Here is a 12810-nt window from a genome sequence, read left to right as displayed (position 1 = left end):
AGTTCGACCCTCTCAGCCAGATCTGCCAGAACCGTGGAAGGCAGGTGAAGGCAGCAGTGCGCGCGCCGGTCCGTCCCGCGCCCCCGACCGGGGTGCGGGGCGGACCGGCGGACGCCGAAGCCGACCCCCGTGTTTGTGTACATCGTCCGGCGGCTGTTCGCCGCGGTGTTCCTGCTGCTCGTTGTCAGCGCGATCACCTTCGCGATCTTCTTCCTGCTGCCCCGGCTGGCCGGCGGCACGGCCGACTCGCTGGCCACCCAGTACGTGGGCAAGAACCCCTCGCCCGAGTCCATCGCCGCGGTCAAGAAGAACCTCGGTTTCGACCAGCCCCTGTACGCGCAGTACTGGGACTTCCTGCGGGGCGTCTTCGTGGGCCGCGAGTTCAACTACGGCCCCGACCCCTCGCAGTGCAACGCCCCCTGCCTCGGCTACTCCTTCAAGGACCACGTCGAGGTCTGGCCCGACATCGTCAACCGGCTCCCCATCACCGCCTCCCTCACCCTGGGAGCAGCCGTCATCTGGCTGATCACCGGTGTGACCACGGGCGTGGTCTCGGCCCTGCGCCCGGGCTCGCTCTTCGACCGGCTCGCGATGGGCGTGGCCCTCGCCGGCGTCTCGCTGCCGATGTTCTTCACCGGCACGCTCTCGCTGGCGGTCTTCGTCTTCAACTGGCCCGTGTTCACCAACGTGTACGTGGACTTCTCCGAGGATCCGGCCGCCTGGTTCCAGGGGCTGGTCCTGCCCTGGAGCACGCTGGCCTTCCTCTACTCCGCGCTCTACGCCCGGCTCACCCGGGCCGGGATGCTGGAGACCATGAGCGAGGACTACATCCGCACCGCGCGCGCCAAGGGCCTGCGCGAACGGGTGGTCATCACCCGCCACGGGCTGCGCTCCGCGCTGACCCCGATCGTGACCATCTTCGGCATGGACTTCGGGCTGCTCCTCGGCGGTGCCATCGTCACCGAGACGGTCTTCTCGTACCACGGCATCGGTGAGTACGCGTACCACGCCATCGCGGTGAACGACCTGCCGAAGATCCTCGGGGTGACCCTCTTCGCCGGAGCCTTCATCGTGCTGTGCAACCTGGTGGTGGACCTCGTCTACGCCATCATCGACCCGAGGGTGAGGCTGTCGTGACCGATCCGACTCCGAAGGGGAGCGAGGCCGGCGCGGCCGCTGCCGACCGTGCCGCGCACACCGCCACCGCCACGGCGCTCGTGGCGGGACCGGGTGACGGCCCTCCCTCCGAGGCCTTCCTCGACGTACGCGACCTCAAGGTCCACTTCCCCACCGACGACGGCCTCGTGAAGTCCGTCGACGGGCTCTCCTTCCAACTGGAGAAGGGCCGGACCCTCGGCATCGTGGGCGAGTCCGGCTCCGGCAAGTCGGTCACGTCGCTGGCCGTCATGGGCCTGCACCGGGCGGGCAACGCCGACCGCTCCAAGGTCGAGATGTCGGGCGAGATCTGGCTCGGGGGCAAGGAACTGCTCTCCGCCGACCCCGAGGAAGTGCGCCGGCTGCGGGGCCGCGACATGGCGATGATCTTCCAGGACCCGCTGAGCGCGCTGCACCCGTACTACACGATCGGCTCCCAGATCGTGGAGGCGTACCGCGTCCACAACGACGTCGACAAGAAGACGGCGCGCAAGCGGGCCGTCGAAATGCTCGACCGGGTGGGCATCCCCGAGCCGGGCAAGCGCGTCGACGACTATCCGCACCAGTTCTCCGGCGGCATGCGCCAGCGCGCGATGATCGCGATGTCGCTGGTCAACAACCCCGACCTGCTGATCGCGGACGAGCCGACCACGGCGCTGGACGTCACCGTGCAGGCGCAGATCCTGGACCTGATCCGGGATCTGCAGAAGGAGTTCGGCTCCGCCGTCATCATGATCACGCACGACCTCGGCGTGGTCGCGGAGATGGCCGACGAGATCCTCGTGATGTACGGCGGCCGGTGCGTCGAGCGGGGCACCGCCGAGAAGGTGTTCTACGAGCCCCGCCACCCCTACACCTGGGGCCTGCTGGGCTCGATGCCGCGCATCGACCGGGAGCAGAGCGAGCGCCTCATCCCGGTCAAGGGCTCCCCGCCCAGCCTCATCAACATCCCCGACGGCTGCGCCTTCAACCCGCGCTGCCCGTACGCCGACGTGCCCAAGGGCAACGTGACGCGTACGGTCCGGCCCGAGCTCACCCAGGACGACAGCCGCCACTGGTCCGCCTGCCACATGTCGCAGGAAGAGCGGACCCGGATCTGGACCGAAGAGATTGCGCCGAAGCTGTGACCGAAACGCCTGACACGAAGAAGCCGGAAACGGCGGTCATTCCCGCGCAGGCCACGGACTCTCCCGAGGTCCTGCTCAAGGTCACCGGCCTGGCGAAGCACTTCCCGATCACCAAGGGGCTGATCCGGCGCCAGGTGGGCGCGGTCAAGGCCGTCGACGGCCTCGACTTCGACGTCCGGCGCGGGGAGACCCTCGGCATCGTCGGCGAGTCCGGCTGTGGGAAGTCGACCATGGGCCGGCTGATCACGCGGCTGCTGGAGCCGACCGGCGGCTCCATCGAGTTCGAGGGCAAGGACATCACGCACCTCGGGGTCTCGGGCATGCGCCCGCTGCGCCGTGACGTTCAGATGATCTTCCAGGACCCGTACGGCTCGCTGAACCCGCGCCACACCGTGGGCACCATCGTCAGCGCGCCGTTCAAGCTCCAGAAGGTCAACCCGGAGGGCGGGCTCAAGGCGGAGGTCCAGCGACTGCTCTCGCTCGTGGGCCTCAACCCCGAGCACTACAACCGCTACCCGCACGAGTTCTCCGGCGGCCAGCGCCAGCGCATCGGCATCGCGCGGGCCCTGGCGCTGAAGCCGAAGCTGGTGGTCGCGGACGAGCCCGTCTCGGCGCTGGACGTGTCGATCCAGGCGCAGGTGGTGAACCTGCTGGACGACCTCCAGGACGAGCTCGGCCTCACCTACGTGATCATCGCGCACGACCTGTCGGTCATCCGGCACGTCTCGGACCGCATCGCCGTGATGTACCTCGGCAAGATCGTCGAGCTGGCGGACAACAAGGGGCTGTACGGGGCGCCCATGCACCCGTACACCACGGCCCTGATGTCGGCCGTGCCGGTGCCCGACCCGAGGCGGCGCGGCGCCAAGAGCGGCCGCATCCTGCTCAAGGGCGACGTCCCGTCGCCGATCTCGCCGCCGAGCGGCTGCCGCTTCCACACCCGGTGCTGGAAGGCCACGCAGATCTGCGCGACGCAGGAGCCGCCGCTGCTGGCGCTGAAGCCGGGCCACCAGGTGGCCTGCCACCACCCGGAGAACGCGCCCGACCAGGCACCGGGCGACCAGCCCCTGCCGGGCGCGGCGGACGCGGTGGCGACGGTCACGGAGTGACCACCTGGTGGGGCCGAAACCGCCTTCGACGCGGTTGCGGCCCCACCGGACGACTCCGGCCCCCTTTCAGCCCCGCCGGCGTTTGAGGCGCGGGGTCCGGGGCGGAGCCCCGGCAGCGGCGCCGCACCGCACACCGGACTCGGCGGAGCCCCGCATTCTGCCGAGCCCGCCGCAGGTGACAATGGCCCGGTGCTCCACGATCTCTTCCCGCCCGGGATCCAGCATGCCCTGGATCTCGCCGGCATCTTCGTCTTCGCCACCGCAGGCGCCCTGCTCGCCGTCCGCAAGAACTTCGACGTCTTCGGCATCGCCGTCCTCGCGCTCGTCACGGCCCTGGGCGGCGGTCTCTTCCGGGACATCGTCATCGGCGCCGTGCCACCCGCCGCCTTCGGCGAGCTCAGCTTCTTCGTGACCCCGCTGGTCGCCGCCGCGATCGTCTACTTCCTCCACCCCGAGGTCCAGCGGATCAACCGCGCCATCAACGTCTTCGACGCGGCCGGCCTCGGGCTGTTCTGCGTGACGGGTACGACCAAGGCCTACGAGTACGGCCTCGGCCTCACCGCCTCCGCGGCGCTCGGCGTGACCACGGCCGTCGGCGGCGGCGTCCTGCGCGACGTGCTGGTCAACGAGGTGCCCTCGCTGCTGCGCGACCGCGAGATGTACGCCGTCCCCGCGCTGGTCGGCGCCTCGATGGTCGCCGTCTTCATCAGCATGCACGCCCTCAACGGCATCACCACCGGCCTCGCGATCGTCACCACCTTCGTCCTGCGCCTCCTCGCCATGCGCTACCACTGGCGGGCGCCGCTGGCCTGGAACAGGCGCTCGTCGGTGGCCGAAGAGCCGTAACAAAAGAAAGCTACCGCTTAGTAGCAAGCCCGTGTACCGTCGTTTACATGTCACACGCAGCTGCCAAGGCCTCCATCGGCGACAGTGAGTTCGACCGCGACACCGCCATCACCGCACGCGCGGGCGAGCCCGGGGTGTACGACGCGGAACTCTCCGCCGGCTGGACGATCATCGCCGCCGTGAACGGCGGATACCTGCTGGCCCTGGTCGGCCGGGCCCTGTCGGCGGCCCTCCCGCACCCGGACCCGTTCACCGTCTCCGCGCACTACCTGACCTCCTCCGTGCCCGGTCCCGCCGTGATCCGCACCCAGGTCGTCCGCGTCGGCCGCACCCTCTCCACCGGCCAGGCCTCGCTGTTCCAGTACGACGAGAGCGGCGCCGAGATCGAGCGCATCCGCGTCCTCGCCTCCTACGGCGACCTCGCGGCCCTGCCGGACGACGTGCGCACCGTCGCCGTGCCGCCCGCCATCCCCGCCTACGAGGACTGCATCGGCCCCGAGGCCGGCCCGGCCCCGATCCCCGGCAGCTCCGCCATCGTGGACCGGCTCCGGCTCCGGCTGGACCCGGCGACCGCCGGATGGGCCGTCGGCGCGCCCTCCGGCAAGGGCGAGATGCGGGCCTGGTTCGAGCTGGCCGACGGCCGCGACGCCGACCCGCTCTCCATGCTCCTGGCCGTCGACGCGCTCCCGCCGACCGCCTTCGACCTGGGCCTGGTGGCCTGGACCCCGACGGTGGAACTCACCACGCACGTCCGCCGTCGCCCGGCGCCCGGCCCGCTCCGGGTCTCCATCACCACCCGCAACCTGGCCGGCGGCTTCCTGGAGGAGGACGCCGAGGTCTGGGACTCGTCGGACCACCTGGTCGCGCAGTCCCGCCAACTGGCCCGCGCCCTGCGCCCGGCCTGACCCCTGCCCGATTCAGGACTCCCCGGCTCGGCCCCGGCCTGACCTCGGCCCGGGCCCGGACCGGGGGATCCGGCGGCGCCGGGGGTGCCCCGCCGGCCATCGCGGGGTCCCGCGGCGCAAGCGGCCACCGGTGGACTCGTAGAATCGGGGGATCATGGCCTACCTCGACCACGCCGCCACCACCCCGATGCTGCCGGAGGCCGCCGCGGCGATGACCGCGCAGTTCGCCGCCACGGGGAACGCCTCCTCCCTGCACGCCGCCGGCCGCCGGGCCCGCCGTACCGTGGAGGAGGCCCGCGAGGCCTTCGCCGAGGCGGTCGGCGCCCGCCCCAGCGAGGTGGTCTTCACCGCCGGCGGCACGGAGGCCGACAACCTCGCCGTCAAGGGCCTCTACTGGGCCCGGCGCGACGCCGACCCCGCCCGGACCCGGGTCATCGCCAGCCCCGTCGAGCACCACGCCGTGCTCGACGCCGTCCACTGGCTCGCCGAGCACGAGGGCGCGCAGGTCGAGTACCTGCCCGTGGACCGCTACGGGCGCGTCCACGCCGACGCCTTCCGCGAGGCAGTCGAGCGCAACCCCGACGACGTGGCCCTGGCCACCGTCATGTGGGCCAACAACGAGATCGGGACCGTCATGCCGGTCCGCGAACTGGCCGCCATCGCCCGCGAGTCCGGGATCCCGCTGCACTCCGACGCCGTCCAGGCCCTCGGCCAGCTCGACGTCCACTTCGCCGACAGCGGTCTCGCCGCCATGACCGTCAGCGGCCACAAGATCGGCGGCCCCTACGGCATCGGCGCACTGCTGCTCGGCCGCGACCAGAGCCCCGTACCCGTCCTGCACGGCGGCGGCCAGGAGCGGCACGTCCGCTCCGGCACCCTCGACGTCCCGGCCGTCGCCGCCTTCGCCGTGGCCGCCGTCCTCGCCGTCGAACGGCGCGAGCGGTTCGCCACCGAGATCGGCGCCCTGCGCGACGAGCTGGTCGCCGCCGTCCGTGCGGCCGTGCCCGACGCCGTCCTCGGGGGAGACCCCACCGAGCGCCTTCCCGCCAATGCCCACTTCAGCTTCCCCGGCTGCGAGGGCGACTCCCTGCTGCTCCTGCTCGACGCCCAGGGCATCGAGTGCTCCACGGGCTCCGCCTGCACTGCCGGCGTCGCCCAGCCCAGTCACGTCCTGCTGGCCGCCGGCACCGACCCGCAGCTGGCCCGCGGCACCCTGCGCTTCTCCCTCGGCCACACCTCCACCAAGGAGGACGTCGCGGCCCTGGCCGCGGCCATCGGCCCGGCGGTCGAGCGCGCCCGCACGGCGGGCCTCAGCTAGGAGCCGGAGCCTCGAGGGCCGCCCGGACCAGGCCGATGTAGCGGTTCCAGTCCCAGTGGCGGCCGGGATCGGTGTGGTCGGCGCCCGGGACCTCGGAGTGGCCGACTATGTGCCTGCGGTCCGCCGGTATGTCGTACCGGCGGCAGACGTCGGCCGCCAGCCGGGCCGAAGCCGCGTACATGGCGTCCGTGAAGTCCTGCGGGCGGTCCACGAAGCCCACGTGCTCGATGCCGACACTGCGCTCGTTCATCGAGCGGTTCCCCGAGTGGAAGGCCACGTCCAGCTCGCGCACCATCTGCTCCACGTGCCCGTCCCCGCGCACTATGTAGTGCGCCGACGCCTTGTGCCACGGGTTCTTGAAGGCGTCCACCGAGGACTCGAAGCCGCCCTGTGTGACATGCACGACGATCCGGTCCACCCGGTAGTCGGCCGGGCGGTCCGCCTTGCGCCAGTTCGCCGGCGAGGCCGACGTCCAGCTCGCGCCCGCGTGGTCGAGCTCGCCCTCCTTGCGCGGCTTGTCCACGCCCGGTATCAGCCACCAGGCGCGGCCGATCTCCTCCCGGCCGGCCACCGCCGCCACCGCGAAGACCCCGAGCCCGCCGAAGAGCACGGCCCTGCGGGTCCGCCCCGGCGACTTCTTCCCCTTGTTCCCCTGCTCGACGATGTGATCCACCCCCCGTACCCCGACAACGCGCTGTGACCCCGCTCGGTTCCCCCGTACCCTGGACGGTGCTATGACTGAGAACCTGCCGCGCACCGACCGTCCCCTTCGCGTCCTGGCCGCCATGTCCGGGGGCGTGGACTCCGCCGTCGCCGCCGCCCGAGCGGTCGAAGCCGGGCACGACGTGACCGGCGTCCACCTGGCGCTCTCCGCGAACCCGCAGTCCTTCCGGACCGGCGCCCGCGGCTGCTGCACCATCGAGGACTCCCGCGACGCCCGCCGGGCCGCCGACGTCATCGGCATCCCGTTCTACGTCTGGGACCTCGCCGAGCGCTTCCGCGAGGACGTCGTCGAGGACTTCATCTCCGAGTACGAAGCCGGGCGCACCCCGAACCCGTGCCTGCGCTGCAACGAGAAGATCAAGTTCGCGGCGCTGCTCGACAAGGCCCTCGCGCTCGGCTTCGACGCCGTCTGCACCGGTCACTACGCGACCGTCGTGCTCACCGAGGACGGCTCCCGCGAGCTGCACCGCGCCTCCGACATGGCCAAGGACCAGTCGTACGTCCTCGGGGTCCTCGACGAGAAGCAGCTCGCCCACGCCCTCTTCCCGCTCGGTGACACCCTCACCACCAAGGAAGAGATCCGCGCCGAGGCCGAGGAGCGGGGGCTGGCCGTCGCGAAGAAGCCCGACAGCCACGACATCTGCTTCATCGCCGACGGCGACACCCAGGGCTTCCTCGCGAACCGCCTCGGCAAGGCCGAGGGCGACATCGTCGACGAGGCGACCGGCGAGAAGGTCGGCACCCACGACGGCGCCTTCGGCTTCACCATCGGCCAGCGCAAGGGCCTGCGCATCGGCCACCCCGCCCCCGACGGCAAGCCGCGCTACGTCCTCGACATCTCCCCGGTGAACAACACCGTCACCGTCGGCCCCGTCGAAGCCCTCGACGTCACCGCGCTCACCGCGATCCGCCCCCGCTGGTGCGGAGCCGTGGCCGCCGCCCCGGGCACCTACACCGCCCAGCTGCGCGCCCACGGCGGCGAGACCGAGGTCTTCGCCGAGGTCGTGGACGGAGAGCTGCGCGTCTCCTTCACCGAGCCGGTCCGGGGCGTGGCCCCCGGCCAGGCGATCGTGCTCTACGACGGCACCCGCGTGGTCGGCTCGGCCACCATCGCGACCACGACGCGGGCCGCCGCCACCGTCTGAACGGCACCGTGCAGGACATGACGCCGCGGCCCGCCCCCCACGGGGCGGGCCGCGGCGCCGTGCTGCCCGGGATCAGGCCGCGGGGTACCAGACGGTCCCGCTGCCGCCGTGCTGGGCGAGGGTGCTCGCGATGATCTCGCCCTCCCGGAAGTAACGCGGGTGCTGCTGGAGGAAGCCGGGGAAGGAATCCAGGGACGTCGCGTCACAGACCCCGTCGGTCTTGATGCAGTGGCGCTGGACCGGGACGCCGGGGAACGCCTCCGGCCCGGTGCCGGGGGAGTACGCCACGAAGGGGACGAGGACCCCCTGGGGGACCAGGCGCCAGAAGCCGGTTCCGGGCTGCATCGGGTCGGAGTAGAGCATGCCGTCGACCCGGTCGCGCGGTACTTCGGTGCCGCCCGCGGCGATCGTCTGGAGCAGCAGGTCGCCGACCCAGGCGCCCTGGGAGTAGCCGGCGATCGTGAACGTCGCGGTTGGGTCGGCCCGGTAGGCGTTCTCCAGGGCGGCCTTGGCGTTCCAGTAGCCCTGGTTCACGCTGTCGCCGAAGCTCGGTGCGAAGGGGGCCGGTTGCTCGTTGTGGCTGCCGACGAAGGGGCCGCCGCTGGCCACGTAGCAGACCGGAATCGCGATGCCCCCGTTCAGCTGCCGGTTGGCGGAGTCGAAGCTCGTGGTGCACCCCGGTGCGTCCGCGGCCGCACCGGTACCGCCGATCTCGACGTAGTAGTGGTTCGCCGGGGCGGCGTGCGCGGTGGTCGGCGCGACCACGGCGCCGGCGAGCAAGAGGACCGTCGACGCGACGACGGACTTGAGGCGGCGGGCGAGCCGGTTCGGCTTCGTGGTGGACATGCGGGTCAACTCCCCTGGGTCAAGGCGGGCACCGCGTCGGGTGCGGCGACCGGCACTCATCGTGGTGTTCGTGCTGGTCGGGGGACCATGCCCGCAACCGGCCATATCTGGCCGGTCGACGGTGCCCCGTGGTTTGACCGGGATCCGGGAGGACATCGGACTCAAGTGGCAGGGTCGTCGTCGGGTGGAGGGGCGGACGAGTGGGCAGCCGGTTCGGTGCGTTGCTCCGCGGGTTGCGGCACGAGGCGGGGATGACGCAGGAGCAGTTGGCCGAGCGCGCCCGGCTCGGGGTCCGCACCATCCACCGGCTGGAGACCGGCAAACCCACCGACGCCCGGATGGGAACGGTGAAGCAGGTCGCACACGCGCTGGCCGACGAGCTCAAACGCGACCGGGACGAGCTCTGGACGGACCTGCTGACCGCCCACCGCGCCAACGGAGCCGCCGCCGGGGAGGACCCGCGCGCCGCCCGTGCTCCCGACCCGGAGCCGCAGCACGCGCCGGTACCCATGCCCGAGGCGGCGCAGGTGCGGGAGCAGGCGCAGGAGCAGGCGCCCGAACCGGACGGTCCGGTCCGGCCGGTGCCGCAGCGCACCCTGCCCACGTCCCGGGGCGCCCTGGCCGAGGCCGCCGGGTCGCTCGCCCACGACGTCTACGGCCGCTGCATCCGCGAGGAGGAGCAGCGCCGCATCCACGACCCCTTCCCGCTGCCCGTGCGCTGGCGGTCGGCCCCCGCCGAGCTGCTGGACCACTGGGACAACATCCGCGGCACCCCGCCCGGAGCCGCCCGCGGGCCGCTGTCCCTGGAAGGCGGCCTCACGGACATCGCCGACGTCTACCGGCGCGTCCGGTCCGGACGGCTGGTGGTGCTCGGCCGGGCCGGCTCGGGCAAGACCGTCCTCGTCCTCAGGTTCGTCCTCGACCACCTGGGCGCGCGCTCCGCATTCGAGCCCGTACCCGTGGTCTTCAGCATGGGATCGTGGGACCCGACCGGCACCACCCTGCGCGACTGGCTGATCGCCCGCCTGCTGCGCGACCACCCGAACCTCGACGCCCGCGCCCCCGGCGGCTCGACCCTCGCCGCCGCCCTCGTGGACGCCGGATGGATCCTGCCGGTCCTGGACGGGTTCGACGAGATGGCCACGGGGCTGCTCGGCGTCGCCCTGCGCGAACTCAACGCGAGCTCGCTGCCCCTGCTCCTGACCAGCCGCACCGAGCAGTTCGCCGAGGCCGTCGGGGTCGAGGTGCTCCGCCGGACCGCGGGCATCGAGCTACTCGACCTGGACGCCGACGACCTGGTCCACTACCTGCCCCGCACCGCGCGCCCGAGCGCGCCCGCCGTCCGGGAGGGCCCCGACGGCCGGGCCGCAACCGGGTGGGACCCCGTCCTGGAACGGCTGCGCACGGACCGGGACGACGGTCCGGGCGCCCGCCTCAGGGCCGTACTGAGCACCCCGCTGATGGTCCTGCTCGCCCGGACCGCCTACAGCGACACCCCGGCCCAGGACCCGGCCGGGCTGCTGGACGAGGCCCGCTTCCCGACCCCGCAGGCCATCGAGGAGCACCTGCTGGCCGGGTTCGTGCCGAGCGTCTACCAACCCCTGCCCACGGCCGTCCCGGGCGGCCGCCGCACGCGCAGGCCCCGTAGCTGGGACCCGCACCGCGCCCGGCGCTACCTGGGCCACCTCGCAGACCACCTGGACCGGCCCGGGCGCCGAGCCGGCCAGGACCTGGCGTGGTGGCAGCTGCGCGACTCGCTGCGGCTGTCCTCACGGATCCTGGCCGTCGTCCTCGCCTGCTCCCTGGTCACTGCCGTCGCCGACTGGCTGGTCTTCCCGGCGAAGAACCTGGCCGCGGGGCGCGGCGCCGCGTTCGCGCTGGGTGCGGGCCTGCTGGACGCCCTGCTGTTCGGCCCCGCGGTCGGCCTCGCCTTCGGGCTGGTCTACGGGCTCATGGACGTGCTCGGGATCCGGGCGTTCGAACCGTCCCGGGTGCGGATGCGGCTGCCCGGCCGCCGCCGGCGGGACGCCGGACCGTCCTCCCGCAGGTTCGCCACCCTGGTCCCGGCCGGACTGCTGGGCGGCTCCGTGATGGGCCTCGGGTGCGGGATCGCCTTCACCGTGGGCGCGCAGCTGACGTACGGCGGGGTGCTGGTCCACGCGGCGGTGATCGGGGCGACGGCCGTCAACTGCCTCATGTACGGGCTCACGTTCGCCCTGGCGGGAGGCCTCGTACTCGGGCTCGTGGCCACGCTGGAGACCCCCATCGACCTCGGCTGCGCGGCCACCCCGACGGACCTGCTGGCCGTCAACCGCAGCATCGTGGTGCGCCAGGCGCTCTTCCTCGCACCGATGCTCACCCTGGTGATCGCTTTCGGCGGCCGGCTCATGACCGAGCTGCTCCAGGGCGTCGTCGGCCCCCTGACCTGGCCGATGGCCGACGGGCTCGCGCTCGGCGCCGTGGGCGGGGTGGCCGGCGCGCTCTCCTACGTCCTGGCGTTCACCGCCTGGGGGCAGTGGGTGCTCCTGACCCGGATCTGGTTGCCGCTGATGGGCCGCCTCCCCTGGGCGACGGTCGCCTTCCTGGAGGACGCCTACCGGCGCGGCGTCCTGCGCCAGGTCGGCGCCGTCTACCAGTTCCGCCACGCCCGCCTCCAGCGCCACCTGCGCGGACAACACGCCTAGACGAGTAAGTCCGAAGTCTTCGGGCGCATGAAGCGAGGGTCTCGTTGGTTCGTTTGTGACGACAAACCTGGAGACCCTCGCGACTGCACTGTACGTGAGGATCGATGACTCTCTGGCAGGAACGCGGCGGACAGGCCGTCCGCCGAGGCTGACGGACGCCGAACTGTTGACACTCGCGGTCATGCAGGCCCTGCTCGGCTTCGTCTCCGAGGCACGCTGGCTGCGGTTCGCCCGCACCCATCTAGCCGCCGAATTCCCCTACCTGCCCGAACAGTCCGGCTACAACAAGCGTTTACGGGCCGCAAACACCCTGCTCAGCCGCTTCATCCGCACCCTCGCCCGCGACACCGACCTGTGGCACGACGACGTATGGGTCGTGGACTCCACACCCGTCGAATGTGCACGCTCCCGACCCACCGTCAAACGATCCGACCTCGCCGGCTTGGCCGCCTACTCCTACTGCCCCTCGCACTCACGGTTCTTCTGGGGCCTGCGCCTGCACCTGCTCTGCACACCCGGCGGCCTGCCAATCGCCTGGGCCCTGGCCAACCCCAAAACCGACGAACGCGAGGTCCTGGCCGACATACTCACAGGCGACCAGGACCTGCTGGCCACCCATCCCGGGCAGACGATCGTCGGCGACAAGGGCTACGTCTCCAAGCACCTGGACGCCTTCATGGCCGACCACGGCCTGACCCTGCTGCGGCCCAGCTACCGCAACAAGAAGCCCCGGCCGGGTGAGCACCTCCTCAAGCCGATCCGGCAGCTCATCGAGTCGGTCAACGACACCCTCAAAGGCCAGCTCGACCTCGAACGACACGGGGCCAGAACCCCAGCCGGAGTCCTGGCCCGCGTCGGACAACGCATCCTCGCCCTCACCGCAGCCATCTGGCACAACCGATCCAACGAAACACCGGTCGCACGATCACTGATCGCCTACGACCACTGACCA

General features: G+C 72.0%; 11 protein-coding genes. 9 read left to right on the top strand and 2 right to left on the bottom strand.

What is annotated here, in order from left to right; translation table 11 throughout:
• Positions 1-129: 129 nt before the first annotated feature.
• The 6 genes from OG386_RS15340 (at position 130) to OG386_RS15315 (ending at position 6460) form a co-directional block, all read left to right on the top strand.
• Positions 130-1137 carry an ABC transporter permease gene (locus tag OG386_RS15340; protein ID WP_327383130.1) on the top strand — a complete coding sequence of 336 codons (1008 nt, stop codon included), beginning with the start codon at positions 130-132 and terminating at the stop codon, positions 1135-1137.
• A gap of 80 nt (positions 1138-1217) precedes the next feature.
• Positions 1218-2282, top strand: a complete 1065-nt coding sequence (locus tag OG386_RS15335; RefSeq protein WP_327388468.1) for an ABC transporter ATP-binding protein — start codon at positions 1218-1220, stop codon at positions 2280-2282.
• A complete protein-coding gene (locus tag OG386_RS15330) occupies positions 2279-3391 on the top strand; it encodes an ABC transporter ATP-binding protein (RefSeq protein WP_388619883.1) in 1113 nt (370 codons plus the stop codon). Before OG386_RS15335 ends, OG386_RS15330 begins: the two co-directional genes overlap by 4 nt.
• A 189-nt stretch (positions 3392-3580) precedes the next feature.
• Entirely contained in the window at positions 3581-4237 is a 657-nt protein-coding gene (locus OG386_RS15325) for a trimeric intracellular cation channel family protein (RefSeq protein WP_266605178.1), read from the top strand.
• Positions 4238-4284: 47 nt separating this feature from the next.
• A complete protein-coding gene (locus OG386_RS15320) occupies positions 4285-5142 on the top strand; it encodes a thioesterase family protein (protein WP_150259545.1) in 858 nt (285 codons plus the stop codon).
• Positions 5143-5296: 154 nt separating this feature from the next.
• Complete coding sequence (locus OG386_RS15315) at positions 5297-6460, top strand: cysteine desulfurase family protein (RefSeq protein WP_328788625.1); 1164 nt, start codon at positions 5297-5299, stop codon at positions 6458-6460.
• On the opposite strand, the gene OG386_RS15310 is transcribed toward OG386_RS15315, so the two are convergent.
• Complete coding sequence (locus tag OG386_RS15310; protein WP_328788624.1) at positions 6453-7133, bottom strand: N-acetylmuramoyl-L-alanine amidase; 681 nt, start codon at positions 7131-7133, stop codon at positions 6453-6455. The genes OG386_RS15315 and OG386_RS15310 overlap by 8 nt on opposite strands.
• A gap of 61 nt (positions 7134-7194) precedes the next feature.
• Between OG386_RS15310 and mnmA the strand changes: the two genes are divergently transcribed.
• Complete coding sequence (gene mnmA / locus OG386_RS15305) at positions 7195-8328, top strand: tRNA 2-thiouridine(34) synthase MnmA (RefSeq protein WP_328788623.1); 1134 nt, start codon at positions 7195-7197, stop codon at positions 8326-8328.
• Between the two features lie 72 nt (positions 8329-8400).
• On the opposite strand, the gene OG386_RS15300 is transcribed toward mnmA, so the two are convergent.
• The gene (locus OG386_RS15300; RefSeq protein WP_328788622.1) at positions 8401-9174 is read right to left on the bottom strand and encodes a PE-PPE domain-containing protein; all 774 of its coding nucleotides are present in this window, start codon (positions 9172-9174) and stop codon (positions 8401-8403) included.
• 200 nt (positions 9175-9374) lie between these two features.
• On the opposite strand from OG386_RS15300, the gene OG386_RS15295 reads away from it, so the two are divergent.
• A complete protein-coding gene (locus OG386_RS15295) occupies positions 9375-11858 on the top strand; it encodes a helix-turn-helix domain-containing protein (RefSeq protein WP_328788621.1) in 2484 nt (827 codons plus the stop codon).
• Positions 11859-11913: 55 nt separating this feature from the next.
• Positions 11914-12807 (top strand): IS982 family transposase, encoded by an 894-nt coding sequence (locus OG386_RS15290; RefSeq protein WP_328788620.1) that lies wholly within the window; start codon positions 11914-11916, stop codon positions 12805-12807.
• Positions 12808-12810 lie beyond the last annotated feature (3 nt).

It is taken from the genome of Streptomyces sp. NBC_00273, from assembly GCF_036178145.1.
Classification (GTDB): domain Bacteria; phylum Actinomycetota; class Actinomycetes; order Streptomycetales; family Streptomycetaceae; genus Streptomyces.
The sequence above is the reverse complement of the archived record's forward strand: the minus strand, read 5'-3'. Positions and strand labels throughout refer to the sequence as shown.

Bases quoted from the DNA above. Each gene is read 5' to 3' on its own strand.
- OG386_RS15320 (WP_150259545.1), top strand. From the start codon at position 4,285: ATGTCACACGCAGCTGCCAAGGCCTCCATCGGCGACAGTGAGTTCGAC.
- OG386_RS15315 (WP_328788625.1), top strand. From the start codon at position 5,297: ATGGCCTACCTCGACCACGCCGCCACCACCCCGATGCTGCCGGAGGCC.
- mnmA (WP_328788623.1), top strand. From the start codon at position 7,195: ATGACTGAGAACCTGCCGCGCACCGACCGTCCCCTTCGCGTCCTGGCC.
- OG386_RS15300 (WP_328788622.1), bottom strand. From the start codon at position 9,174: ATGTCCACCACGAAGCCGAACCGGCTCGCCCGCCGCCTCAAGTCCGTC.